This is a genomic window from Streptomyces griseus (assembly GCF_001715295.1).
Taxonomy (GTDB): Bacteria; Actinomycetota; Actinomycetes; order Streptomycetales; family Streptomycetaceae; genus Streptomyces; species Streptomyces griseus_G.
The window spans coordinates 95,743-122,520 of the sequence record NZ_MDKB01000001.1 but is presented as its reverse complement, the minus strand read 5'-3'; the positions used below and the strand labels follow the sequence as shown (position 1 = coordinate 122,520).

17 protein-coding genes are annotated in these 26,778 nt (G+C 71.3%); 5 read left to right on the top strand and 12 right to left on the bottom strand.

Annotated elements, in window-relative coordinates; translation table 11 throughout:
* Positions 1–398: 398 nt before the first annotated feature.
* Positions 399–1,781: a M16 family metallopeptidase gene (locus BA175_RS00460; protein WP_069169164.1), complete on the bottom strand. Its 1,383-nt coding sequence runs from the start codon at positions 1,779–1,781 to the stop codon at positions 399–401.
* Positions 1,782–1,807: 26 nt separating this feature from the next.
* Positions 1,808–3,187: a M16 family metallopeptidase gene (locus tag BA175_RS00455; protein ID WP_175420724.1), complete on the bottom strand. Its 1,380-nt coding sequence runs from the start codon at positions 3,185–3,187 to the stop codon at positions 1,808–1,810.
* A 247-nt stretch (positions 3,188–3,434) separates the two neighbouring features.
* Here BA175_RS00455 and BA175_RS00450 point away from each other — a divergent pair, with 247 nt between their 5' ends.
* Positions 3,435–5,885, top strand: a complete 2,451-nt coding sequence (locus tag BA175_RS00450) for a DNA gyrase/topoisomerase IV subunit A (protein ID WP_069169162.1) — start codon at positions 3,435–3,437, stop codon at positions 5,883–5,885.
* 68 nt (positions 5,886–5,953) lie between these two features.
* On the opposite strand, the gene BA175_RS00445 is transcribed toward BA175_RS00450, so the two are convergent.
* Together BA175_RS00445 and BA175_RS00440 are read right to left on the bottom strand one after the other, a co-directional pair.
* Positions 5,954–7,024, bottom strand: a complete 1,071-nt coding sequence (locus BA175_RS00445) for a CobW family GTP-binding protein (RefSeq protein WP_069169161.1) — start codon at positions 7,022–7,024, stop codon at positions 5,954–5,956.
* 22 nt (positions 7,025–7,046) lie between these two features.
* The gene (locus BA175_RS00440) at positions 7,047–8,210 is read right to left on the bottom strand and encodes a citrate synthase/methylcitrate synthase (protein ID WP_069169160.1); all 1,164 of its coding nucleotides are present in this window, start codon (positions 8,208–8,210) and stop codon (positions 7,047–7,049) included.
* 127 nt (positions 8,211–8,337) lie between these two features.
* On the opposite strand from BA175_RS00440, the gene BA175_RS00435 reads away from it, so the two are divergent.
* From BA175_RS00435 to BA175_RS00425, 3 genes are all read left to right on the top strand, one after another.
* Complete coding sequence (locus tag BA175_RS00435; RefSeq protein WP_069170260.1) at positions 8,338–9,681, top strand: citrate/2-methylcitrate synthase; 1,344 nt, start codon at positions 8,338–8,340, stop codon at positions 9,679–9,681.
* A 262-nt stretch (positions 9,682–9,943) separates the two neighbouring features.
* Positions 9,944–11,680: an ATP-binding protein gene (locus BA175_RS00430; RefSeq protein WP_069169159.1), complete on the top strand. Its 1,737-nt coding sequence runs from the start codon at positions 9,944–9,946 to the stop codon at positions 11,678–11,680.
* The gene (locus BA175_RS00425) at positions 11,677–12,354 is read left to right on the top strand and encodes a DUF7342 family protein (RefSeq protein ID WP_069169158.1); all 678 of its coding nucleotides are present in this window, start codon (positions 11,677–11,679) and stop codon (positions 12,352–12,354) included. The genes BA175_RS00430 and BA175_RS00425 overlap by 4 nt, the downstream gene beginning before the upstream one ends.
* Before the next feature lie 335 nt (positions 12,355–12,689).
* Here BA175_RS00425 and BA175_RS00420 read toward each other — a convergent pair whose 3' ends face one another.
* Positions 12,690–14,816: a DNA gyrase/topoisomerase IV subunit B gene (locus tag BA175_RS00420; protein ID WP_069169157.1), complete on the bottom strand. Its 2,127-nt coding sequence runs from the start codon at positions 14,814–14,816 to the stop codon at positions 12,690–12,692.
* A gap of 448 nt (positions 14,817–15,264) precedes the next feature.
* Between BA175_RS00420 and BA175_RS00415 the strand changes: the two genes are divergently transcribed.
* Positions 15,265–15,495, top strand: a complete 231-nt coding sequence (locus tag BA175_RS00415) for a DUF7455 domain-containing protein (protein ID WP_069169156.1) — start codon at positions 15,265–15,267, stop codon at positions 15,493–15,495.
* Between the two features lie 112 nt (positions 15,496–15,607).
* On the opposite strand, the gene BA175_RS00410 is transcribed toward BA175_RS00415, so the two are convergent.
* From BA175_RS00410 to BA175_RS00380, 7 genes are all read right to left on the bottom strand, one after another.
* Entirely contained in the window at positions 15,608–16,438 is an 831-nt protein-coding gene (locus BA175_RS00410) for a S1 family peptidase (protein WP_069169155.1), read from the bottom strand.
* Between the two features lie 154 nt (positions 16,439–16,592).
* Positions 16,593–18,140 (bottom strand): RNA polymerase sigma factor, encoded by a 1,548-nt coding sequence (locus BA175_RS00405; RefSeq protein WP_069170259.1) that lies wholly within the window; start codon positions 18,138–18,140, stop codon positions 16,593–16,595.
* 322 nt (positions 18,141–18,462) lie between these two features.
* Positions 18,463–19,329, bottom strand: coding sequence for a FadR/GntR family transcriptional regulator (locus BA175_RS00400; RefSeq protein ID WP_302622480.1), 867 nt, complete (start codon positions 19,327–19,329; stop codon positions 18,463–18,465).
* Positions 19,330–19,509: 180 nt separating this feature from the next.
* Positions 19,510–21,258: an ABC transporter ATP-binding protein gene (locus BA175_RS00395; RefSeq protein WP_069169153.1), complete on the bottom strand. Its 1,749-nt coding sequence runs from the start codon at positions 21,256–21,258 to the stop codon at positions 19,510–19,512.
* 714 nt (positions 21,259–21,972) lie between these two features.
* Entirely contained in the window at positions 21,973–22,737 is a 765-nt protein-coding gene (locus BA175_RS00390) for an NUDIX hydrolase (protein ID WP_069169152.1), read from the bottom strand.
* Between the two features lie 209 nt (positions 22,738–22,946).
* Positions 22,947–24,284 (bottom strand): DUF4192 domain-containing protein, encoded by a 1,338-nt coding sequence (locus tag BA175_RS00385; RefSeq protein ID WP_069169151.1) that lies wholly within the window; start codon positions 24,282–24,284, stop codon positions 22,947–22,949.
* Positions 24,285–24,903: 619 nt separating this feature from the next.
* Positions 24,904–26,187 (bottom strand): DUF6056 family protein, encoded by a 1,284-nt coding sequence (locus BA175_RS00380; RefSeq protein WP_254667779.1) that lies wholly within the window; start codon positions 26,185–26,187, stop codon positions 24,904–24,906.
* Between the last annotated feature and the right edge of the window lie 591 nt (positions 26,188–26,778).

Sequence of the window (26,778 nt, the reverse complement as noted above, 5' to 3'; positions counted from 1 at the left end):
ATCGACGCCCAAGAAGGACAAAGGGGCGGGCTCCTGGCGGGGCATCACCATGCCCCGGGAGCCCGTCCGCTGCCGCCGGGGCGTGGCCCGAACGGAGCATCGTCCGCCCGGAGGGCAGCTCCGGCGGCGTCCGGTGCGCGCGCCCGCAAGGCGAGGACCGGGCCGCTCCGGACGGCGCGGCCCGGATGCGTACCCGGCGTCACCGGGCTGCCGGAACGGACACCCGGGATCGCCGGCCGCCGCCCGCCTGCCCCCTCTCGCGAAGGGTCAGGCGGGCATGACGGGGGGACACGAAGACCTCCGGTGCGGTGAGGACGCGACGCCTCCACCGCCCCGGAGGTCTTCGCCTGTGATCAGGACCCCTCGTATCGGCAACGCTCGTCAGCGGTGAGCCCGGTTCAGCCGCTGACGACCGACACCTCGCCGATGCCCAGCGCCCTGACAGGCTCCGCGATCTGCGCGGCGTCCCCGACGAGGACGGTGACCAGCCGGTCCACCGGGAAGGCGTTGACCACCGCGGCGGTCGCCTCGACGGTGCCGGTCTCGGCCAGGCGCGCGTACAGCCGGGCCTGGTAGTCGTCCGGGAGATGCTGCTCCACCTGGTCGGCCAGGGTGCCCGCGACGGAGGCCGCCGTCTCGTACTTCAGCGGGGCCACCCCGACGAGGTTCTGTACCGCGGTCTCCCGTTCGGCGTCGGTGAGCCCTTCGGCCGCCAGCGTCCGCAGGACCGTCCACAGGTCCGCCAGCGCGGGCCCGGTGGACTCCGTGTCCACGGAACCGCTGATGGCGAGCATCGCGGCGCCGGTCGCCCCCGTGGAGGAGCCGGGCGCCGCCGAGCGCAGGACCTGGCCGAAGGCCCGGACCCCGTACGTGTAGCCCTTCTCCTCACGCAGTACGCGGTCCAGCCGCGAGGTGAGGGTGCCGCCCAGGCAGTACGTACCGAGGACCTGGGCCGGCCACACGCTGTCGTGCCGGTCGGCACCGATCCGGCCGATCAGCAGCTGTGTCTGCACGGCGCCGGGCCGGTCCACGATGACGACGCGGCCGGTGTCGTCCGCGGTGATCGGCGGCACGGGGCGGGCGTGGGCGGTGGTGCCCGACCAGTCGCCGAGCGTGTCGGCCAGGAGCGAGTCCAGGTCCACGTCGGTGAGGTCACCGACGACCACCGCCGTCGCCGTGGACGGGCGGACGTGGGCGTCGTAGAAGGCGCGTACGGCCTCGGCGTCGATCCGGCGCACCGTCTCCTCGGTGCCCTGGCGCGGGCGCGACATGCGCACCGTGGCCGGGAAGAGCTCCTTGGAGAGCTGCTTGGCGGCACGCCGGGCCGGGTTGGCCTGCTCGTGGGGGATCTCGTCGAGCCGGTTGCCCACCAGGCGCTCGACCTCGCTCCCGGCGAGGGCCGGGGCGCGCAGCGCCTCGGCGACCAGGCCGAGCGCCTTGGCCAGCCGGGAGACCGGGACCTCCAGGGAGACCCGGATGCCGGGGTGGTCGGCGTGCGCGTCGAGCGTGGCACCGCAGCGCTCCAGCTCGGCGGCGAACTCCTCGGCGGAATGCTTGTCCGTGCCCTCGGACAGGGCCCGCGCCATGATCGTGGCCACCCCGTCCAGGCCCTCGGGTTCGGCGTCCAGCGGCGCGTCCAGGAAGATCTCCACGGCGACGACCTGCTGGCCGGGGCGGTGGCAGCGCAGCACGGTCAGCCCGTTGGGCAGGGCGCCGCGCTCGGGCGCGGGGAAGGCCCACGGCCTGGCCTCGCCGGCGGTCGGCCGGGGGTGGTACTCCATCGCTACTCCAGTCACGGCGGCGTCGCTCACTTGTCGGCCCCCTCGTGCGCGCCGGCGGTGTCCGCCGGGGCTTCCTCTGCCGATTCCCCGGTCTCGTCGGCCGGTTCGACCGGCTCGTAGACCAGGACCGCGCGGTTGTCGGGCCGCAGGTGGGCCCGGGCGGCGTCCCTTACCTCCTCGGCACTCACGTCGAGGACGCGCCGCACCGCGGTCAGGGCGAGCTGCGGGTCGCCGAAGAGCACGGCGTACCGGCAGAGTTCGTCGGCGCGGCCCGCGACCGTACCGAGCCGGTCGAGCCACTCGCGCTCCAACTGCGCCTGGGCCCGCTCCATTTCCTCCGGGGTGGGGCCCTCCTCGGCGAACCGGGCCAGCTCCTCGTCGACGGCCGCCTCGATCTGCGGCACCTCGACGCCACCGGACGTCTTGACGTCCAGCCATCCCAGGGAAGGCGCTCCGGCGAGCCTGAGCAGCCCGAATCCGGCGGCGACCGCCGTACGGTCGCGGCGCACCAGGCGGTTGTGCAGGCGGGACGACTCCCCGCCGCCGAGCACGGTGAGGGCCAGGTCGGCGGCGTCGCACTCCCGGGTCCCGTCGTGCGGCAGCCGGTAGGCGGCCATCAGCGCACGCGCGGGAACCTCCTCGTGGACCACTTCGCGCAGCTGCTCGCCGATGATGCCGGGGAGGGTGCCGTCGCGCGGCGGCTGCTTGCCGTCGTGGGAGGGGATGGATCCGAAGTACTTCTCGACCCAGGCCAGGGTCTGCTCCGGGTCGATGTCCCCGACCACCGAGAGCACCGCGTTGTTGGGCGCGTAGTACGTGCGGAAGAACGCCTGGGCGTCCTCGAGGGTCGCCGCGTCCAGGTCGGCCATCGAACCGATCGGCGTGTGGTGGTACGGGTGGCCCTCCGGGTAGGCGAGCGCCGTGAGCCTCTCGAACGCCGTGCCGTACGGGACGTTGTCGTACCGCTGGCGGCGCTCGTTCTTCACGACGTCCCGCTGGTTCTCCATGGACTCCTCGTCGAGCGCGGCGAGCAGGGAGCCCATCCGGTCCGCCTCGAGCCACAGGGCCAGCTCCAGCTGGTGCGTGGGCATCGTCTCGAAGTAGTTGGTGCGCTCGAAACTGGTGGTGCCGTTGAGGGAACCGCCCGCCCCCTGCACCAGTTCGAAGTGGCCGTTCCCCTTCACCTGGCCGGATCCCTGGAACATCAGGTGCTCGAAGAGGTGCGCGAGTCCCGTGCGTCCCTTCACCTCGTGACGGGAACCGACGTCGTACCAGAGGCAGACGGCGGCGACCGGGGTCAGATGGTCCTCGGACAGCACCACGCGCAGGCCGTTGGCCAGGCGGTGTTCGGTCGCCGTCAAGCCGCCGGAACCGGCCTGGGCTGTGGCCGTGTGACCCATGGGCATGTACGTCCCTTCGATCGGTACAGGATTTCCTGCCGGACCTGCCACTGTAAGCAAGCGCACGGGCACCTGGCGAAGTTCCCGCCGGGTGAATGTTGTCGTAGATCGTGCCGTACGCACGGGCTCCCGGGAGGCTCCGCAGCCCGCTTCGGACGGGTCGAGGTCGGCGTTGTCGGTGCGGCGGTCCACAATGGTCCGCGTCAGAACCCTGAGGTTGCCCGCCAGAATCTGTGAAGGAGTCGCAGCCGCGATGGCCCGCCGCAGCACGAAGACCCCGCCGCCGGACGACTTCGAGGAGAAGATCCTCGACATCGACGTCGTCGACGAAATGCAGGGCTCCTTCCTCGAGTACGCGTACTCGGTGATCTACTCCAGGGCTCTGCCCGACGCCCGCGACGGCATGAAGCCCGTGCACCGCCGCATCGTGTCCCAGATGAACGAGATGGGGCTGCGCCCCGACCGGGGCTACGTCAAGTGCGCCCGTGTCGTGGGCGAGGTGATGGGCAAGTTGCACCCGCACGGGGACGCGTCGATCTACGACGCACTGGTGCGCATGGCACAGCCGTTCTCGATGCGCCTGCCCCTGGTCGACGGACACGGCAACTTCGGCTCGCTCGGCAACGACGACCCGCCGGCGGCCATGCGGTACACCGAGTGCCGGATGGCCGACGCCACCTCGCTGATGACGGAGTCGATCGACGAGGACACCGTCGACTTCCAGTCGAACTACGACGGCCAGGAGCAGGAGCCGGTCGTCCTCCCCGCCGCCTATCCGAACCTCCTGGTCAACGGCGCCTCGGGGATCGCGGTCGGCATGGCGACCAACATGCCCCCGCACAATCTCGGCGAGGTGATCGCCGCAGCCCGCCACCTCATCAGGCACCCGGCCGCCGACCTCGAGACGTTGATGCGGTTCGTCCCGGGCCCCGACCTGCCCACCGGCGGCCGGATCGTCGGGCTCGGCGGCATCAAGGACGCGTACGCCAAGGGCCGCGGCTCGTTCAAGATCCGCGCGACCGTGGCCGTGGAGAACGTCACGGCCCGCCGCAAGGGGCTCGTCGTCACGGAACTCCCCTTCACCGTCGGTCCCGAGAAGGTGATCTCCAAGATCAAGGACCTCGTCGGGGCGAAGAAGCTCCAGGGCATCGCGGACGTCAAGGACCTCACCGACCGGGCTCACGGCCTGCGCCTGGTGATCGAGGTCAAGAACGGTTTCGTACCGGAGGCCGTGCTGGAGCAGCTCTACAAGCTGACGCCGATGGAGGAGTCCTTCGGGATCAACAACGTGGCGCTGGTCGACGGGCAGCCGCTCACCCTGGGGCTCAAGGAGCTCCTGGAGGTCTACCTCGACCACCGCTTCGACGTCGTGCGCCGGCGCAGCGAGTTCCGCAGGACCAAGCGGCGGGACCGGCTGCACCTGGTCGAGGGTCTCCTGGTCGCGCTCCTCGACATCGACGAGGTCATCCGTCTCATCCGGGACAGCGACAACTCCGCGCAGGCCAAGGAGCGCCTGATGGAGCGCTTCTCGCTGAGCGACATCCAGACCCAGTACATCCTGGACACGCCGCTGCGCAGGCTGACCCGGTTCGACCGGATCGAGCTGGAGGGCGAGCGCGACCGGCTGAACGACGAGATCGCGAAGCTGACCGCGATCCTGGAGTCGGACGCGGAGCTGCGCAAGCTGGTGTCGGGGGAACTCGCGGCGGTGGCGAAGAAGTTCGGCACCGACCGGCGCACCGTGCTGCTGGAGTCGGCCGGTTCGCAGGTCGCCTCCGTACCCCTCGAGGTCGCCGACGACCCGTGCCGCGTGCTGCTCTCCTCGACCGGCCTGCTGGCCCGCACGGCCAACGCCGACCAGGTCGTCGCGGCCGAGGACGCCAAGCGTACGAAGCACGACGTGATCGTCTCGGCCGTCCCCGCGACGGCACGCGGCGACGTGGGGGCGGTGACGTCCACCGGGCGGCTGCTGCGCCTGTCCGTGATCGACCTGCCCCAGCTGCCGGACACCCACGCGGCTCCGAACCTGTCGGGCGGGGCGCAGGTCTCGGAGTTCCTCACGCTGGAGACCGGCGAGGAGCTGATCTGCCTCACCACGCTGGACGAGGCGTCGCCCGGCCTGGCCATCGGGACCCTGCAGGGGGTGGTCAAGCGCGTGGTGCCCGACTATCCGGCGAACAAGGACGAGTTGGAGGTCATCACGCTGAAGGACGGTGACCGGATCGTCGGTGCGGCGGAACTGCGCACGGGCGAGGAGGACCTGGTCTTCATCACGTCCGACGCGCAACTGCTGCGCTATCCGGCCGCGCAGGTGCGCCCGCAGGGCCGGGCGGCGGGGGGCATGGCGGGGGTCAAGCTCGCGGCGGGTGCCGCGGTGCTCTCCTTCACGGCGGTGGATCCCGCGGCCGACGCCGTGGTGTTCACGGTGGCCGGATCGCACGGCACGCTGGACGATTCGGAGCTGACCGCGAAGCTCACCCCGTTCGACCAGTACCCGCGCAAGGGCCGGGCCACCGGCGGAGTGCGCTGTCAGCGCTTCCTCAAGGGGGAGGACGTCCTGGTCTTCGGCTGGGCGGGCGGGGTGCCGGCCAAGGCCGCGCAGCGCAACGGCGCACCGGCGGAGCTGCCGGCCCCCGACCCGCGCCGGGACGGTTCGGGCACGCCGCTGGAGAGCCCGGTCGCGGTGATCGCGGGACCGCTGTAGGCCCCGAGGGCGGCGAGACCGTCCCCCCGGCCGCGTGCGTTCCGACGCGGCCGGGGGGCGGTCTCTGCTCAGACCTCGCCGGCCTCGTCCTCCGGCTGCCGCACGTACCGCAGCACGCCCCACATGGCGCGCTCCAGCTCCTCGGCGGTCCCCGCCAGGTTCTCGCAGCACTCCGCGAGCTCCTTGCGCAGCGCCTCGGCGTCGATGCCGGAGCCGATCAGTACGAGTTGTGTGCACCGCGGTTCGTCCCGGGCCCAGGGCCGCGGGACGAACCGCAGGAACCTGCCGACCGCGTGGACGGTGTACCTGTGGGCGGGGTCGCCGGCGCCGAGGTCGACGAACCCCTTGATCCGGTAGAGGCCGGCGGGCCTGGAGTCGAGGAACGCCATGAGCCGGCGCGGGTCCACCGGCGTCCTGGACGTGAAGGAGACGCTCTCGTAGGCCGCGTGCGGGTGGTCGTCGTGGTCGTGGCCGCTGTCCGCGAGGAGGTCCTCGAAGGTCAGCTGCCGTGGGCCGCCGTCCTCGTCCGGCCGGTTCACGGGGTCGAGGAGCAGTCCGGGATCGACCCTCCCGTACGCGGTGCGGACGACCGCCGCCCTGCTGCCGGTCGTCGTGATCACCTCGTGCACGGCCTCGAGTTCCGCTTCCGGTACCCGGTCGGCCTTGTTCAGCACGACGAGGTCGGCGACGGCGAGATGGCGGTCGGTCTCCGGGTGGCGCTCCCGGGTGGCCGCGAACTCGGCGGCGTCGACAACCTCGACCAGTCCTCCGTAGCGGATGTGCGGGTTGGCGCTGGCCAGCAGCATGCGTACGAGTTCCTGCGGTTCGGCGAGGCCGCTGGCCTCGATGACGATCACGTCGAGCCGGGCGGCGGGCCGGGTGAGCGTCTCCAGGTAGGAGTCGAGTTCGCTCGCGTCGACGGCGCAGCACAGGCAGCCGTCGCCCAGCGAGACCGTGGAGCCGACCTGGCCGGCGACGGTCATGGCGTCGATCTCGATGGAGCCGAAGTCGTTGACGATCACGCCGATCCGGTTGCCGGCCCTGTTGCGGAGCAGATGGTTGAGCAGGGTCGTCTTGCCGGATCCCAGGAACCCCGCCAGGACGACGACCGGGATCTGCGGGGCGCGGGGCGGGGTCAACGGGGGCCTTCCTCGGGTTCGGTCAGCGCGCGGGTACGGGCTGCGGGGGCGGGGGCCCGACGTAACGGGCCGCCGGACGGATGATCTTGGAGTCCTCCGCCTGCTCCAGGATATTGGCGCTCCAGCCGACCGTACGGGCCGCACAGAAGGTGGGGGTGAACATCTCGCGGGGCAGCCCGCAGAGCTCCATGACGACCCCGGCGTAGAACTCCACGTTGGTGTGGAGCTCACGTCCCGGCTTGAGCTCGGCGAGGATGGCCTCCACCTGCCGCTCCACCTCGACGGCGAAGTCGACGAGCGGGCCGCCGAAGCCCTGGGCGAGTGAACGCAGCATGCGGGAGCGCGGGTCCTCGGTGCGGTAGACCGGGTGCCCGAAACCCATGATCCGGCCACCGGCGAGGACCTGTTCGCGGATCCAGCCGTCGATACGGTCGGGGGTGCCGATGGCGTCCAGCGTGTCCAGGGCCCGGCTGGGCGCACCGCCGTGCAGGGGGCCGGAGAGGGCGCCGACTGCGGCGACCAGGCAGGCCGCCGTGTCCGCGCCGGTGGAGGCGACCACCCTGGCGGTGAACGTGGAGGCGTTGAAGCCGTGGTCGACGGTGGCGATGAGGTACCGCTCGACGGCCGCGGTGCGCCTGGTGTCCGGTTCCTCCCCCGTGAGCATGTAGAGGTAGTTGGCGGCGAACGGCAGGTCGTCGCGCGGCTCGACCGGGCGGAGGCCCTGACCGAGCCGGTACAGGGCGGTCAGCACGGTGGGGACCGCGGCGCAGACGGCGAGTGCGTCACCGCGGCGGCGGTCGGCGTCGATGTCGTACACCGGCCGGAACCCGGCCGAGGCGCCGAGGAGCGAGAGCGCGGTGCGCAGGCCGGCCAGCGGACCGGATACGGCTCCGGCACGTGCGAGGTCCGGCAGCGCCTCGCGCACCTCGGGGGGCAGCCGGCGCAGAGCCGCCGTACGGGCGGCGAAGCCGGCACTCGCGGCCCGGTCGGGCAGTTCGCCGTGGAACATCAGGTACCAGACGTCCTCGAAGCTGCGGCTCTCTGCCAGCTCGATCGCCGAGTACTGCCGGTAGTGGTAGAAGCCCTCGCGCCCGCGGACGTCACCGATCGCGGTGTCCGTGACGATCACACCGGCGAGGCCCCGGGGCGTGTCGATCGGGGCGGCTTCCGTGCTCGAGGCAGGCATGTCCGGTCTCTCCTTCACCGATGAGTTGCACATTGATTCGACTGTCCTTGATTGACTCGGCGAGTGTCAATATTGATTGAATCAATATGAACCATCGATGCATACGATGAGGGATACGGTGTGGGCCATGACGTACGAGGCAGCACACGGCGCCGGCCCGGAGGGAACGGAGGAGGGCCGCAGGCTCACCACCCGGGAGGCGGCCGAACTGCTCGGGGTGAAGCCCGAGACCGTGTACGCCTACGTGAGCCGGGGGCAGCTCAGCAGCCGGCGCTCCCCCGGCGGGCGCGGGTCCACCTTCGATCCCGCCGAGGTCGAGCGCCTGGCCGGGCGCACGAGCCGCAGGGAGACCTCTGCCACTGCCGGCGACCTGGCCTTCCGCACCGCCATCACGCTGATCGAGCCGGACGGTTACTACTTCCGCGGCGTCGATGCGACCGCTCTTGCCCGCCGGTACGGCTACGAGGCCGTCGCCGAGTGGATCTGGACCGGCGAGCTCCGCCCGGAGGCCCGTTTCACCGCCCCGCCGGAATCCCTCGCGGCGGCCCGGCGGGTGGGCGCGGCGCTGCCCACGCACAGCAGCTCCACGGACCGGCTGCGGGCTGCCGTCGCAGCCGCCGCAGCGGTCGACCCGCTGCGGTTCGACCTCTCCCCGCAAGGGGTGCTCGACAGTGCGCGCAGCCTCATCCCCACCCTGGTCGGGGCGCTTCCGGTGGCCGGAGCGCAGGCGGACCCGGAGGCCGGGGAAGGCTGTTCCCTGGCCGGTCTGCTGTGGCGGCGCCTCGCCGGCACGCCGGCCGACGCGGCGTCTCTGGCGGTGCTGGACACGGCGCTCGCCCTGCTGGCCGATCACGATCTGGCGGCATCGACCCTGGCGGCGCGCGTCGCCGCTTCGGCGCACGCGCACCCGTACGCGGTGGTGTCCGCGGGGCTCGGCGTCCTCGAAGGACCGCTGCACGGGGCCGCGAGCGGGCTGGCGCACCGCATGCTGTCCGAGGTCGTGGACCGGGGCAGCGCGGCCCCGGTCGTCGCCGATCACCTGCGTACCGGCCGGCGGGTACCGGGGCTCGGGCACCGGCTCTACTCGGGCGAGGATCCGCGGGCGCGACTGCTGTTCAGCATGCTGGCGGAGGTGCCGCGAGCGGCCCCGGCGCTGGCGGCGGCCCGTGACGTGGTGGCCACGACCGCCCGCCACGCACCGCTGCACGCCAATGTCGACCTGGCACTGGCCGTCCTCTCGGTGGCGTACGACATGCCCTCGGAGGCGGGCGAGACGGTGTTCGCGGTGTCCCGCACGGCGGGCTGGATCGCCCACGCGCTGGAGGAGTACGGGGAACGGCCGCTGCGGATGCGGCCCCGCGGGCAGTACACCGGACCGCGGCCACCGCGGCCCCTGCCCGAACCCGTACGGGAACCGCCCCGGGCCCCCTCGGTGCCGGTTTCCGCACCCTCGGGCCGGGTGACCCGCTAGCGGCAGGCGTGGGAGTGTCCGCCGGGCGGCCGGCCGGCGGATCCGCACCCCGACGGGCGGCTCCTCCGGCGGCACCGTACGCCCCCGATCGGCACCGCGCGCAGCTCGACCGGCCGGGCCCATGGCCTCGACGGGCCGGCGCACCATGGTCAGGGGCTCCTGGTCGCGTCCGGGCCCACCACGCTCGCCCCGGCGCCCCGCACGAGCGTGCCTGGCCGACCGGAATTTCGGGAAGCGTGGATTTCCGCTTACCGTTCGTACGATGAGCGCCCCACCGACCACTCCGCGGGGACCGCGCCGGATCGGCTGGCCGAAGCGGGTCTTCTCCCAGGTCCTGCTGATGCAACTGGCCATCATCACCGGCGTCACGGTCCTGGTCACCGGCCTCTTCCTGGCACCGCTCAGCGCCCAGCTCGACGACCAGGCCATGCGCCGCGCCCTGGCGATCGCGCAGAGCACGGCGGCGCAGCCCCGGCTCGCCCGGGCGGTGCTCACCACCGCCCCCTCCCCCGACGGCGTCGTCCAGGACGCGGCAGAGCGGATCAGGCGGTCCACCGGGGCCGAGTACGTGGTGATCATGGACAAGCGCGGGGTGCGCTGGTCGCACACGGACGCGGCCCGGATCGGCAGGAAGGTCTCCACCGACCCCAGTACGGCGCTCGCCGGCCGGACCGTCATGGAGATCGACAGCGGCACGCTCGGACGCTCGGCCCGCGGCAAGGTACCGCTGCGCGACGAGACGGGCCGCATCGTCGGCGCCGTCTCGGTCGGGATCGCGTACGACAGCGTCCGCGCCCGGCTCCTCGCGGCGATCCCCGGACTGCTCGCGTATGCGGGCGGAGCACTGGCCGTGGGGGCGCTGGCCGCCTACCTGATCTCCCGCCGTCTCCAGCGTCAGACCCACGACCTGGCGTTCTCCGACATCTCGGCGCTGCTGACGGAACGTGAAGCCATGCTCCACAGCATTCGCGAGGGGGTCGTCGCCCTCGATCGGAAGGGCCGGATCCGGCTGCTGAACGACGAGGCGCAGCGCCTGCTCGGGCTGGGGCCCGACGCGGCCGGCACCCCGCTCGAGGAGGCTCTGGGACCCGGCCGGACCGCCGACGTGCTGGCCGGCCGGGTCATCGGCGAGGACCTCGTCACGGTGTGCGGCAGCCGTGTGCTGCTGGCCAACCGGATGCCGACCGACGACGGCGGGGCCGTGGCGACCCTGCGCGACCGCACGGAGCTCGAGTACCTCGGCCGCGAACTCGACTCGACCCGTGGCCTCATCGACGCGCTCCGCGCGCAGGACCACGAACACGCCAACCGGTTGCACACCCTTCTCGGGCTGCTGGAGCTGGAGATGCACGAGGACGCAAGGGAGTTCGTCACCGAGGTGGTGGGGGTCCACCGGGCCACGGCCGAACAGGTCACCGAGAAGGTCCACGACCCGCTGCTGGCGGCGCTGCTCGTCGGCAAGGCGACGGTGGCCGCCGAGCGCGGTGTGGCGCTGCGTATGGCTCCTGGAACGCTGCTGCCGGACAGGCTGGTGGACCCGCGGGGCCTTGTCACGGTGGTCGGCAACCTGGTGGACAACGCACTGGACGCGGCCGCGGGGACGACGGAGGCCCGGATCGAGGTGGGCCTGCGGGCCGAGGGCCGTACCGTGGTGCTGCGCGTGCAGGACAGCGGGCCGGGCGTACCGGCCGCCCGCCAGGAGTCGATCTTCCTGGAGGGCTGGTCGACCAAGGAGCTGCCGGCCCACGGAAAACGCGGCCTGGGGCTGCCGCTGGTGCGGCGGCTCGCGGAGCGGCAGGGTGGCCGTGTGTCCGTGGCGGACGCACCCGGCACAGGTGCGGTGTTCACCGTCGTCCTCCCGGAGGCGCTGGACGAACCCGCCTCGCCCGGCCGGCCGGTGGGACCACGGGGTGACGGGCCCGCGACCGCTTCGCCCGCGGGAGCACGGGACAGCCGGACCGGACCCATGGGCCCGACGACGTCAGGAGAAACCCCGTGATCGAGGTCCTGGTCGTGGACGACGACGTGCGGGTCGCACAGATCAACGCGGCCTACGTGTCCAAGGTGCCCGGCTTCAGGGTGGCCGCCCTGGCCCACTCCGCCGCCGACGCCCTCGCCAGGGCCGCCGAGCTGCCCGTCCACCTGATCCTGCTGGACTACTACCTGCCGGACCGCGACGGCCTGGCCGTGGTGCGGGAGCTGCGGGGGTCCGGGCATCCCGGCGACGTCATCATGGTGACGGCGGCACGCGATGTCGCGACCGTGCAGGCGGCGATGCGCCACGGAGCACTCCAGTACCTCGTGAAGCCCTTCGCCTTCGCCGGGCTCCGCACCAAGCTGGAGGCGTACGCGGCGCTGCGCCACACCTTCGAGTCCGGCGGGGAGGCCGAGCAGCCGGAGGTGGACCGGCTGTTCGGCGCCCTGTGGTCGACGGCCGGCTCCGGCCTGCCCAAGGGGCATTCGGCGACGACCGCCGAGCTCGTGCGTCAGGCCCTGCGCGCCGCCGGCGGACCGCTCTCGGCGCAGGAGATCGCGGAGAGCGCCGGGATGAGCCGGCAGACGGCCCAGCGCTATCTGAAACTGCTCGAACGCACCGGCCGCGTGCGTCTGACCCTGCGGTACGGCGAGACCGGCCGCCCGGAGCACCGCTACACCTGGTCCACGGGCTCCTGAGACCCGTCCCCCTGCGTGCCTCCGCGGTCTGCGGCCGGTTGGCCGATCCGGGGCGCTTCCTTCGGAGGGTTCACCTCTTCGTGTGAAGGATCGCCGGGGCGCGGATGCCGGACCCGGCGATAGGCGTGACGGCGGGGCCGAACCGGTGGAGAACCGGCGCACGGGGACGGGAGGCACCGCCGCGGTGGTCACCGGGAGGTCCGGAAGGCCGGAGAAGGTGACGTCCGGGCGCCGGGGGCGCTCCCGCGTCGACATGTCGACGAGAGTCGTACGGAAGATCGGCTCACGGGCCGGCCCGTGGGCGGGGGAGGCGCCCCCACCCACGGAGGGCGCCGTCAGACGTCGATGCGCGAGCGGTCCAGCGTGGCCGCGGAGCTGGTGATGAACTCCTTGCGGGGCGCGACCTCGTTGCCCATCAGGAGGTCGAAGACCTGCTCGGCGGATTCGAGGTCGCCGATGTTGATCCGCCGCAGGGTGCGGTGGCGCGGGTCCATCGTCGTCTCCGCCAGCTGGTCCGCGTCCATCTCGCCCAGGCCCTTGTACCGCTGGATCGAGTCCTTGAACCGGATGTTCTTCCGCTGGAACTCCAGCAGGGTCTGGCGCAGCTCGTTGTCCGAGTACGTGTAGATGTACTTGTCCTGGCCCTTCTTGGGCTGGACGAGCTCGATCCGGTGCAGCGGCGGTACGGCCGCGAAGACCCGCCCCGCCTCGACCATCGGCCGCATGTACCGCTGGAAGAGCGTCAGCAGCAGGATGCGGATGTGCGCCCCGTCCACATCGGCGTCGACGAGCAGGACGATCTTGCCGTACCGCGCCGCGTCGATGTCGAACGTCCGGCCGGACCCTGCTCCTATGACCTGGATGATCGCGCCGCACTCGGCGTTCTTCAGCATGTCCGAGACGGAGGCCTTCTGGACGTTGAGGATCTTCCCCCGGATCGGGAGCAGCGCCTGGAACTCGCTGTTGCGGGCCAGCTTGGCCGTACCGAGAGCCGAGTCGCCCTCCACGATGAAGAGCTCGCTGCGCTCCACGTCGTCGCTGCGGCAGTCCGCGAGCTTGGCGGGCAGCGAGGAGGTCTCGAGCGCGGTCTTGCGGCGCTGCGCGTCCTTGTGCTGGCGTGCCGCGATCCGGGTCCGGGCGGCGGCGACCGCCTTGTCCAGAACCGCCCTGGCCTGCGCCTTGGCATCGCGCTTGGTGGAGGTCAGGAAGGCCTTCAGCTCCTTGGCCACCACATTGGCCACGATCCGGTTGGCCGCGGACGTGCCCAGGATCTCCTTGGTCTGGCCTTCGAACTGCGGCTCGGCCAGACGTACGGTCACGACCGCGGTGAGGCCTTCGAGGGCGTCGTCCTTGACGATGTCGTCCTCGGCGACGCGGAGCAGCTTGGCGGAGCGCAGCGCCTCGTTGACGGTCTTCGTGAGGGAGCGCTCGAAACCGGACACATGGGTGCCGCCCTTGGGGGTGGCGATGATGTTGACGAAGGACCTGACCGTCGTGTCGTAGCCGGTGCCCCAGCGCAACGCGATGTCGACGCCCAGTTCCCGGGTGACCTCGGTCGCCGTCATGTGGCCGCGGTCGTCCAGGACCGGCACGGTCTCCTTGAACGTCCCCGTCCCGGTCAGGCGCTGCACGTCGCAGACGGCCTTGTCCTGCGCCAGGTACTCGCAGAACTCGCTGATGCCTCCGTCGAAGCGGAAGGTCTCCTCGGTCTTGCCCTCACCGTCGATGCCCCGCTCGTCGCGCACGACGATGGTGAGGCCGGGGACCAGGAAGGCGGTCTGGCGGGCGCGCTGGTAGAGCGTCTCGAGGTTGAGCTTGGCGTCCTTGAGGAAGATCTGGCGGTCCGCCCAGTACCGCACCCGGGTGCCCGTACGCGTCTTGGCGACCCGCTTCCCCTTGCGGAGGCCGTTGGCCGGGTCGAAGGGGCTGTCCGGGCCCTGCTCCGTGAACATGCCCGGGACACCACGCCGGAAGCTGATCGCGTGGGTCGCGCCGTTGCGGTCGACCTCGACGTCCAGCCGCGCGGAGAGGGCGTTCACGACGGAGGCCCCGACGCCGTGCAGACCGCCGGAGGCGGCGTACGAGCCGCCGCCGAACTTGCCGCCGGCGTGCAGCTTGGTCATGACGACCTCGATGCCGGAGAGGCCGGTCTTGGGCTCGACGTCGACCGGGATGCCACGGCCGTTGTCACGGACCTCCACGGAGGTGTCGTCGTGGAGGATCACCTCGATGGTGTCACAGTAGCCGCCGAGGGCTTCGTCGACGGAGTTGTCGATGATCTCCCAGAGGCAGTGCATGAGGCCCCGGCTGTCCGTGGACCCGATGTACATCCCGGGGCGCTTGCGGACCGCTTCGAGCCCCTCCAGCACGAGAAGGTGCCGCGCGGTGTAGTTGGAGCTGTCCCTGTCTGCGCCGCCTGCTCCGGTCAGCAGCGCAGTGGACGGCACGGAATCGGCGGTCACGCGGTTCGCTCCTCGCTGAATTTCAAGTGGGGCCCAGTGGGTGGCGGGCTCGGCCTCGGTAGCCGCTGAGAGCCTACAGAGCCCTGGTAGAGCGGTTGTAACGCCACCCAGGGGGAATCATTATGCTAGTCCAGCCTCGCATAGACGTTCGATCATTCGTTGGAGTGACGTGCACATCACGTTCCCTTCGAGGCATGAACCATTTAGGCTCCGGGCACGTCCTCATGAACAACCGGCAAGCCGGCCGGCGGACGGTCCCACCCCCTGTAAGCCCCACACAAGCAACGCGAAACCGTAGCGCTACGCAATACGGCTCATTCGCCGCCAACCGGCAACTGACAGCCATCCCGAGAAGAAGTTTCGAATAAAAGCCACGAGCGGGAACGTTTTCGGCCTGGTTGGATGTTGACCCTGGTACGACAGCTCGTCGAGCTAGAGAAGAGGCGACGTGACTACTGTTCTGACCCCCGCGAGCCCGCTGACCGCAGCAGACCGCTGTGACCGTTGCGGCGCCCAGGCCTATCTGCGCGTCGTCCTGATCAGCGGCGGTGAACTGCTCTTCTGCGCCCACCACGGTCGCAAGTTCGAGCCGGAACTCAAGAAGATCGCCGCGGAAATACAGGATGAGACCGATCGGCTCACTGCCGTGCAGGCCGGTGCAGCCGACGAGGAACACTGACACCTCGCATCCACGACGAGCCAGGGTTCGGTCCAGGACCGGCCGACGGGCGGTGTCCCCATGGGGAGACCGCCCGTTCTCATGCCCCCGGGACGGTCCCCGGGGTGCCGGCTCAGCCCTCGCCCGCCATCCAGCGGATCGCCGCCGAGACGCGGGTGTAGACGCCCGGCGCCGTGGGGCTCCCGCAGCCGCTCCCCCAGGAGACGAGCCCGACTAGCCGTCCACGGGCCACCAGCGGGCCGCCACTGTCCCCCTGGCAGGCGTCCCGCCCTCCCGCCGTCCTGCCGGCACAGAGCATCGATGAGGCGTCGTACGCGCCCTTCACGCCGCCCGGGTAGGCGCGGGCACAGTCGCCGTCGGCCAGCACCTCCACATCCGCGGCGTGCAGTACCGACGCATAGGCGCCGAAGCCGGTCGTGTCCCCCCAGCCGTACACGGTCGCGGGGGTCCCCGGTTCGTAGGCCGGGTCACCGTCCGCTGCCATCGGGATGACGCTGCCCGCAGGCAGCGAGCTGGACAGGGTCAGGACGGCCAGGTCACCGGCGTTCGAACCGGATTCGTAGGCGGGGTTGATCCACGCGGACCGCACGGGGATCTCCTGACCTCCCGGGCCGCTCAGCTCGTCCCGGCCCGCGATGACCCGCAGATCGGGCACCTCCGAGACCTCGGAGCCCAGGACGTCCTGCCTCAGGCAGTGCGCGGCCGTCAGCACCTTGTCCGGCGCGACCGCCACGGCACCGCAGAACTGACCGGCGCGGGTTCCCCCGAACCGGTCACGGCTGGCCAGAGCGACGGTCCAGGGACTGTCCGCCACCGGAACGGGCCGACCGCCGACGATGATGCTGTCCGCTGCGGCCCGGGCCGGGGGTCCGAGCGGTATCGCGGCCGTGAGGGCCGCGAGCGCGGAGGTCACAGTGAGCACGCGGGCGGCAACGCGGGGCATAGGGTCTCCTGACGCCGAGGTGAACGGTGCACACTCAGCGTCATCCGCGCCCGGACGGGCCGCACCCGCACGCACACGGACCGGGGCCCCGGACCTGTGAAAGGTCCGGGGCCCCGGTCGAGGTCCGTCCGCGATGTCCGGGTGTCCGCGACGCCTAGTCGAGGTAATCGCGCAGCACCTGCGAACGCGACGGGTGGCGCAGCTTCGACATCGTCTTGGACTCGATCTGCCGGATGCGCTCGCGCGTCACGCCGTAGACCTTGCCGATCTCGTCGAGCGTCTTGGGCTGGCCGTCGGTGAGACCGAAGCGCATCGACACCACACCCGCCTCCCGCTCGGAGAGCGTGTCCAGGACGGAGTGCAGCTGTTCCTGGAGCAGGGTGAAGCTGACCGCGTCGGCCGGGACGACCGCCTCGGAGTCCTCGATCAGGTCTCCGAACTCACTGTCCCCGTCCTCACCCAGCGGGGTGTGGAGGGAGATCGGCTCGCGGCCGTACTTCTGGACCTCGATGACCTTCTCAGGGGTCATGTCGAGCTCCTTGGCCAGCTCCTCCGGGGTGGGCTCACGGCCCAGGTCCTGGAGCATCTGACGCTGCACACGAGCGAGCTTGTTGATGACCTCGACCATGTGCACGGGGATACGGATGGTGCGGGCCTGGTCGGCCATGGCGCGGGTGATCGCCTGACGGATCCACCAGGTGGCATACGTCGAGAACTTGTAACCCTTGGTGTAGTCGAACTTCTCGACCGCGCGGATCAGGCCGAGGTTGCCCTCCTGGATCAGGTCCAGGAAGAGCATGCCGCGGCCGGTGTAGCGCTTGGCCAGCGAGACCACGAGACGGAGGTTGGCCTCCAGCAGGTGATTCTTGGCCCGGCGGCCGTCCTCGGCGATGATCTCCAGTTCGCGCTTGAGCTTCGGCGCGAGCTTGTCCGCGTTGGCGAGCTTGTCCTCGGCGAAAAGGCCTGCCTCGATGCGCTTGGCGAGCTCGACCTCCTGCTCGGCGTTGAGGAGGGGGACCTTGCCGATCTGCTTGAGGTAGTCCTTGACCGGGTCGGCCGTGGCACCGGCGACGGCGACCTGCTGCGCGGGCGCGTCGTCCTCGTCGTCGTCGGAGAGGACGAAGCCCTTGTTCTCGCCCTCGCCCTCCTCCTCCTCGCCCTTGCCGGCCTTGACCTCTTCGGGCGCCTCGTCACCGTCGAGGAGCTCGTCGTCCTGCTTGCCGGCCTTCTTGGCCGTGGTCTTCTTCGCCGCGGTCTTCTTCGCGGTGGCCTTCTTGGCGACCGTCTTCTTGGCTGCGGCCTTCTTCGCGGGAGCGGCGACGGCAGCGTCGTCGGCCGCCGGGTCCGCACTCGCGGCCACGGGAGCGGCGGTGGCCGCGACGGTCCGGGTCACGGTCGTCTTGGCCGTGACGGTCTTGCCGGCGGTGCGCTTGACCGGGCTCTTCGCTGCGACGCTCTTGCGGGCGCGCTTCGGCGACTCCGCGGCACTGACCATCAGCGTCACACCCTCTTCCTCGAGGATCTGGTTGAGGCTGCGCAGAACGTTCTTCCACTGGGTTGGCGGAATCTGGTCAGCCTCGAAGGCCCGACGCACGTCATCGCCGGCGATCTGCCCATCAGCCTTTCCCCGCTCGATGAGCGCCATCACAGATTCGGACTCGGCGATCTCCGGCGGGAGCGTACGGGATGTGCTGGCCGACACGAACAACCTCTCGGAACGATGGAAACGGCTTCCGGCTCCTCCCCCGAGGGGGTCGGAACCGACGACCGGCGGCTGGGGATGTCGCCGACGGCGCGGGCTGGGCCTCGGAACTGGACAGCGCACTGTGTGGCTGCTGTATTCCTTCCGCGGCGGTCACCTCTTAGGTCATCGCACTGTTTCGAGGAGCGTTACGCCCAATTCGCGTGGCCCCAGTCACACCCCATGTGCGACCAACCGCACCAGAAACCATATATACGTACAATTATGCCGCCAGGTCGGAGCGACCCGGCGGCACACGCCGCGGACGCCGCACGCGCCGCGCTCAGTGCTCGCGGGGCGCGGGAACCACGCGCTCCACATCGAGGTGGCCGACGAGCAACTGACGCATCGCGGCCTCGGCCCCCGCCGAATCACCCGAAGCCAGCGCCGTCACGATCCGCGCGTGATGGCCGAGCGACGCCTCTGCGGGACGGTCGCACCCCGTGACGGGCGCGCCGGACACATGCAGCGCGGCCGAGACGATTCCGGACAGGTGTTCGAGCATGCGGTTGCCCGCCGCCTGGATGAGCAGGGCGTGGAACTCCGCGTCGGCGCGGGAGAAGGTGATGGCATCGCCTTGCCCCATCGCGTGTCCCATGATCTCGATCATCTCGCCGAGGCGGTGCTGGATGTCCTCCCGTCCATGGCCGGCGGCCAGCCGGGCGGCGAGCGGCTCGATCGTCCACCGGAGCTCGGCCAGCTCGCGGCGCTGGTCGTCGCGCTGGGGGCCGAAGGCCCTCCATTCGATGATGTCGGGGTCCAGAAGATTCCAGTCACTGACCGGCCGCACCCGGGTACCCACGTTGGGCCGGGCACTGACCAGACCCTTCGCCTCGAGGACGCGCAGGGACTCCCTCACGACGGTGCGGGAGACCTCGAATCGCTGACCGATCTCCTCCGGCACGAGCGGGCGGTCGGCGCCGAGATCACCGGAAACGATCATCTGACCGAGCTGCTGGACCAGTTGGCCGTGAAGTCCACGACCTCGGCTGGCGGTGCCGCGCCGGCCGGCCCGCCCGAGATCGGATTCGGTACCCCCCCAAGGGCGCGGGGCGGCACGCTCGCCGGCCGGCGTCTCCGTGTAGGGATAGCGGTCGATTTCGCCCGAGTCGGCAATGCCGGAGTCGGCAGAGCGGGCGGCGGTCATCATGGTGTGCGCAAGGGTACTCACGCATCCTTTGTCGGCCTCGCCCGGCCGGCCCTTGAGGTCTTTGGTGAAAAGCACACGAAAGGGTGATCGGCACCCGCCTCTCAATTGACGCTGTATGGGATGGAATCGCACAGTTTCATGCGGTTCTCCCCCTGCCGTCACACACCGCCGGCGTGGCACTCACCAACGCGCCCTCCCCCGGAGGCTGGTGAAGGCGTAGGCGCAGATCAGGGCGGACAGCGACAAGGAGAGTGCCAGGCCTACGGGTTGGGTCACGACCCGCACGGCGGCCATGGCCCATCGGTCCGCCTGGTAGGGCCACTGCAGCCAGGAGAACTCACGGAGCCGGCCGGGAAGTCCGGCGATCGAACGGGCGGACGGCTCCGCGAGAAGCTTCTGCACCACCGGAACGACGAGGACGGGTACGGCAAGCACCGCGGCGATCCCCGCGGCCGTCAGCCGGAAGACACCGGCCGCCAGCAGTCCCGCCCAGGCGCAGCCGACCGAGAGCCCGGCCCAACTGGCGGCCAGCCGACCTGCGTCGGCAGGAACCTGCACCAAGTCGGCACCGTAGAAAAGGCGTAGTGCCTGAGCGTCCGCCAGCAGCGAGAGGGTGGCCAACAGGAGCGCGACGCCCGCGGAGACGACCAGTTTGGCGAACAGGAGACCCAGGCGCCGGGGCACCGTACCCCGGGCCGCGGCGAGCGCCGGGTAGCGGAACTCGTCACCGAAGGAGAGAGCGCCGAGCAGCCCGGCACCGAAGGCGGCGGGAGGTAGGGGCAGCAACCCGGGCCAGGCCACCAGGAGGCCGGGCAGGGGCGTGCGGCCCGAGCGGGCCAGCGCGACGGAGAGGCACACCGAGAGGACCAGAACGGCCGCCATGATCAGGGTGGTTGTCCTGACCCCGAAGAGACGGCGGAGTTCGTAGCGCAGAGGGCGGATCGGACCGCGGGCCGGTCGCACGAAGATGGGTGGGGGCAGCTCGGAAACGGCGACGGCCGCATCCGGTTTCGGCACCGGTGGGCGGCCGCCCGGGCCTGTGGTGGCGGCGAGCGGACCGGCGTCACCGGTCTCGTCGGCGAGTTGGTGCACGGGCACGCCGTGCCGGTACGCCGTGTCGCCGATCTCCGCGCAGCTGCTGCCGTACACGGAGAGCCGGCTGCTGTCCTCCGCCACCACCTCCACGGAGCGCCGGGCGGCACGCGCCTCACGGCTCACCACTGCGGCCAGCCGTGCGGCGTGCGGAGTCCGTACGGCGACCCTGGGCCGCAGGCGCGTGCGGGAGAAGGAGGCGACGTCCTGGTCGGCGACGATGCGGCCCTCGTCGATGGTGACCACACGGTCGGCCGTGCGGGCCGCCTCCTTCGGCTCACCGGTGACGTACAGGACGGTGCCACCCTCGGCGGCATGGGCGCGCAGAAGTCCGTACAGCCAGCTCCTCTCCCGCGGCGACAGGCCACGGGCGGGGTCGTCCAGGACGAGCGTGTGCGGGTCGCCGAGCAACGCGGAGGCGAGTCCGAGCCGACGGTCCATACCCGCGGAGAGTGTGGCGATGCGCTGATCCCCGAGCCCGGCGAGGCCGACGACGTCGAGCAGTTCGTCGGCCCGCGACGCGGGGACGCCCGCGTCGGCACAGAGCATGCGCAACTGGCCGCGGGCAGTGCGCGCGGGATGGCCCGGCACATCGCCGAGCAGTACCCCCACCTCGCGGGCGGGGTGGCGGATACGGTGCAGGGGCCGGCCCCTGAAGTACGTGACGCCCCGCCCGGGTTCGAGCTCGAGCATGAGGCGCAGGGCCGTGGTCTTGCCGGAGCCCGGGGCGCCGAGAAGTGCGGTGACGCGGCCGGGAGGGGCTTCGAAGGTCAGATCGTCCACGACGGAGGGGAGGTCGCGGCGGGGGGCGCTGGTGAGTCCGATGGCCTGGAGCATCGCTTCTCTCGCGGAGGGTGACCGCTCGGCGGCAGGGTGGGTTCCTCAGCACGATAACGCGACATTTAGGACTTTTGTTGCAGCGTTGCCCCGTTGCGTGTACTCGGCGGGCGGACGACGGCCCGGCTCGGACTCGAACAGCGCGGATGCCGGGCGACCGACGGCAGGCGGCCCGGGTACCGGCAGCGGGTGTCCGCCCTTGGGCGAACTGCGCGGGCCCTGAGGCCACCGACAGCGAGCATCCTCGGGTTCACGCTCGAACGGCGCGGACTCCGGGGGGCCGGCAACGGCCTTCCCGGCTCCGACTGCGGACACCGCTCATGCCGGAGCGGAGCACACGCCGAGACAGCTACAGCGCGCTACGCCCGGCCGCCGGCGAGGTGCCTGCCCGGTCCCCGACGAGGTGCCTGTCCAGCCCCCGACGAGGCACCTCCCGGGTCCCGACGGGGATCCCACTCCCGGACTCCCGCGCAGACCCGCCCGGATCCGACGGACAGGCCCACCCAGCCCCGACAGGGAGCCCACCCGCCCCCCACCCACACACACAAAGCCCACCGGGAAGCCGACGGATGGGCCCGCCCGGAAACCGACGGGGGCCACCCGTAACCCGACGGACAGACCCACCTCGAAGCCGACAGCGGGTCATGCTCAGACATTGACGCCGTCAGGCACGCTCAGGTTGGGAAAGTGAACACGCTCCGCAAACGGGCGGCTTCAGACTTCGGGTCTCAGCATCGGTGGGTTCAGTACGGTGGCGGCCCCCGCCCGGAAGAGCTGCGCGGGTCGCCCGCCCTGCCGTGTGGTCGTCCCCCCGGACGGCACCAGGAAGCCCGGCGTGCCCGTGACCTTGCGGTGGAAGTTCCGCGGGTCCAGGACGACTCCCCACACCGCTTCGTACACCCTGCGCAGCTCCCCGACCGTGAACTCGGGGGGACAGAACGCCGTGGCCAGCGAGGAGTACTCGATCTTGGAGCGCGCCCGTTCCACCCCGTCGCCGAGGATCCGCGCGTGATCGAAGGCCAGCGGCGCGGGCTGCTCGCCGTCACGGGCGGAGCCCCCTTCGAAAGCGAGCAGGTCGTCCACGGGTGCCCAGCGCGCACTGTTCGCGTCACCGCCCGCTCGGGGCGCGGGGAGGTCCGGGGCCAGCGCGAGGTGGGCGACGCTGACGACCCGCATCCGAGGGTCGCGCCCCGGATCGCCGTAGGTGGCCAGCTGCTCGAGGTGAGCACCGTTCCCGGCCGAGGGAGTCGACGGATCATGGGCGCAGAGGCCCGTCTCCTCGACGAGTTCCCGCGCTGCCGCGGCGCCGAGATCCTCGTCCTTCCTGACGAATCCGCCCGGCAGGGCCCACCTCCCCTGGAACGGCGGCTCACCCCGGCGTACCACGAGGGCGCAGAGTGCGTGGCGGCGCACCGTGAGCACAACCAGGTCGACGGTGACGGCGAAGGGCGGGAAGGTCGACGGGTCGTAGGGCGGCATGCCGAGATCATAGTCGTCTGCCTGACGATAAACACTCCCTTCGGGATGTTACCCCTGTGCCGTTGGGCGCCACCCTGCCCTTGCCTACCGAGATGCACGTGCCTGTCGCCCGCCTCTCCCCTCCGGCTCGCTTCCCCTCCTTTCCCTCTCCTCCGCTCTCGCGACCGCGCTCGCCCGCTCCCCGGCGTGTTCGGGCCGCTGACAGTCGTTCAGCGCCTGCTCCTGGCCCCCCGCCGCCCCTGCCGTCGGCAGGGGCGGGCCCGGCGACGGGCGGCGGTCGAGTCCGGGCGGGTGCAGCCGGGTGACGATCCCGCCGGGCGCCCGCCGGGCGGGACCGGGGTCCCACCGAGCCCGGGACCCGGCGGTGCCGCCGCGTGCCGGCCCTGCCGGTCGTCCTGCGCGGCGAGGCCGCCGCGCGAGGTGCGAAGGCTGCTCTCCTCACGGAGGCAGCGGCGCAGCGTCTCCGGGTCAAGGCCCTGGTTGCACGCCTGGTGCAGCAGTTGCGCGAAGGTGTATTCGGGGTCGGCCCGGAGGGCGAGTCCCAAAGCCACCCGGGCGCCCGCCTCGTCGCCGGTGGACCAGGAGACCCAGCCCGCCAGCGTGAGCGGTGCGGCGGAATGTTCCACGTACGGGCCGACACACCTGCGGGCCAGCGCCCGCCACAGGCGCAGCGCCGCCCCCGCTTCGCGGCCTTCCATCCACTCCGCCGCCACGTCCCTGGTCTCACGGTCCTGAAGGCCGAGGATCACCGCCGCGGCCTCCTCCGCCTCGATCAGGCGGTCGTCACACGCGTCCGCCTCGGCCGGCGCCACCACCGGCGCACCTCCGAGTCGCTCCAGGAGCTCCCGCGCGAGTGCCAGCGTCCGCTCTGCGACCACGCCCCTCCCCCTGACATCGAGGATCTCGGAGACGAGAACCGCGCCGGCCGAGTCCAGTGCGCGCTCCTGTTCCGCCACCACCACGGACGCGGAGGGCATGAGCCGCTTCTCCATGTCCCGCAGGGACCCACGCACCTGCACGCCCGCGTAGGCGGCCGCCGCCGCCATGACCGTCGTACCGGGAAGGGCCAGCGGATTGCCCTCGGGCGGGCAGCAACGTTCGTCGGGACAGCAGTAGGACCAGTACCGTCCGTCGGAGATGCAGAGGGCTTCCAGTACGGGAACATCGAGCGCTCCGCAGGCCGTGCGCAGACTCTGCGCCAGGGGCCTCAGACGCTCCATCGTACCGCGGGCGCTCTCCCCCTCGGTGGGGTCCTGGCAGAGGAAGACGACGATCGCGTCCGGACGCGCCTCGCGTCGCTCGCTCCCCTCGATCAGGCTGCGCGCGAGGTGGTCCGCGACCGGTGCCCACTCCTGCGGGGAGGGCGGGATACCCAGCCTGAGGCGGCCGCCGAACCGGCCGCGACCCCCGTGGAGGGCCACCATGACGACACTGTCGTCGGGGTGAAAGCCCATCAGGTAAGGCAGTGCGTCCGCGAGTTCGGCGGGACTGCGCAGGGTGATCTGCTGCTGCTCGGAGGGCCCGGTGGGTTCGTGATGCTTGTTCATGGCACGACCGTCCCGCGCTCCGCCACATTCCGCGACCCCTGTGGATAACCTTATCCACAGGGGTCGCCGGTCGTTCGCCGTTTCAGCGGGTATCGGATTGCATGGAGCCATGACCACAGCAGCCCCACGGCCGTCATGTTCGGTCGAAGATCCCCGACCGCCCGGTGTCCGGCAATCCTCCCGGCCCTTTCCAGCAGCTCACCGCTGTGCGCGGGCCGTTGCCCGTAACGGCGTCGGCGTCCGGCCTCCGCCGCCGGCCCACCACCGCGTGAGGTCGGCCTCGCGCAGATCGGTGCTCGGCAGACCAGTGGGCGGGCACTCCGTGACCCCGTTTCCGCGGGACGGCTCCTCGATCTCGGAGCCTGACGAGCACACGTGTCATCGGCCTGAGCTTCGTCTTCACCGAAGGGCTCCGGACGCAGACCTCCGACTCGGCCTCGCGCCCCTTCGCGGACGCCGTTCGCCGGATACCCGGACCGGGAAGGTGTGTCCGCGGCGGACACGCACACCCCGTCCGTCGCGGACACGCACCCCGCTTCCGCTGCAGCGGGCGAGACCGTCGCCGCGGGCCTACGGCATGCGGCGGACGATCGGGGCACCTTACGCGGGATGCGGCGGCTCACCTGCCCCGGTCCGTGGCATCCGTGATCCTCTTCACCTTGTAGTAGGTGGCTACGCAGGAGGCAGGCCACGGCCGCTTACCGAAGGGCTCCGTCATCCGGCTGATGACGAGGCGCTTGTAGGGCAGCACCGTCGCACCCTCGGCGACCCGTTCACGCAGAAAATGGTCCTGACTCTCCCAGGCTCCGGCCCGTACGCGCATGTCCGACTCCAGGGCCCAGAGGGACCCCGCCAGTGCGGACATGACATACACGCACACGAGTGCGGCACCCACCATGACCCGCCTCGCGGAGCGGTGATACCTGCACACCGCCAGATTTCCCAGGAGGCCTCCCCCGCCGGCGAGCAGAAGGAGGAGCAGGAAGATGTAGTCGTTCCACAGCCTGTTCGCGGTGGCGACCGAAGCGCCGAACGCGGGATAGGTGATCACCGTGCAGACGTATCCGGAGAGGAGCAGCGCCACCGCACCGACAGCGAGCAGCAGGGGTGCCGTACGGCCGGGCCGGGGGACGCCGCCGTCCCTCCGTCGCACGACCACGCCGATCAGTACGCCCACGGCGATCACCGCGAGGTACTGCCAGGTCGTCGCCACGGTGTGGATGATCTGCCCATATCCCCGCAGTGAGGCGGAGAGCGATTCGGGGGCGAACATGGAGTCCGCGTGGTGACGGGCGCGCCGGTTCCGCGAACCGGGAGAGGTGAGCAGCACAGCGGTACCGAGCAGGATCCCCGCCCCTGCGGAGGCCCCCCAGGCGCGCACGAAGGTGAGCGGTCCGGTGGGGAAGATCCGACGGCTCAGCAGCAGGGCCGGTGCGAGAAGCGCGAGGGCGACCACGGAGGTCTCTTCCGACAGGGTGCCGATGATCGCTCCGATGACGAGCGCGGACACGCAGGCGCCGATCCTGCCACGCCGCGAGGTCGCCAGCAGGGCGGGAATCGTGGCGGCGAGTGCGAGTACCGGCGGGAGAGTGTGAGAGACCGACGAGGCGGGCCAGAAGAAGGTCTTGTACGTGTTGGTGGACGCGAGGCAGAAGACTGCCAGAACGGTCGCGGCGGAGAAGGGCGCGACCCCCCGGGGCAGCCGCCATCCGGTGCGCCGCGACAACGCCGCCACCCACATCCACAGGAGGCCCAGCATCGCGGCGGCGCTGAGCCCGGCGTACCACTGATGGCCCGCCACACCGAACGACGCGTAGGAGGCGACGAGCACGCCGTTGGCGATACGGCCGTTGTCCATGAAGTAGAAGCGGTCGACGAGTGCCATGAAGCCTTCGTCGCGCACGACGGGAAGGAAGCACCATTCGTCACCACTCGGGCGTACCCAGCGAGCACACCACGAGGCTGCGCCCAGGAGAACCAGTGGGAGGAACGCAAGCAGGGAGGCGAAGCCCGGAAAGGTGACGTGCGGGCTCGGCGCGCTCCTGTGCGGAGCTGTGTCCGGATCGGCCTGATCGACGGCCCCGGCGCAGGCCGGCGGTGGGAGTTCCATCGCCGGTGCAGGGGGACCGATCGCGGCCGGAGGCGAGGCCGGCCCGTCGCGTTTCGTCAGGAAGATGTGGAGCCGGACCCGCGGTGACCGCCGGCCGGGAGCCGCTGCCGGTGGCCTGGTGTGCGCGGAGGCGGGAGACCGGCGTGACGGGGAGATCCGCGGCAGGAGTGGCGACATGTATATCCGTTTCGACTCGGGTGACGGCTACGGGGAGCAGAAGCATGAGGCGGCGCGGAGGTCAGCGCCACGCCCCTCCCGTAGGCGTTCCGGCGGACGCTCACCTGGCCGTACCGCGATCTTGGACACTGCCCGGAGCGCGGTGATCACCACCTGCTCGGCAGGGCCCACCCGTGAGCGGGCATGTATCACCATGAGGGACATCCC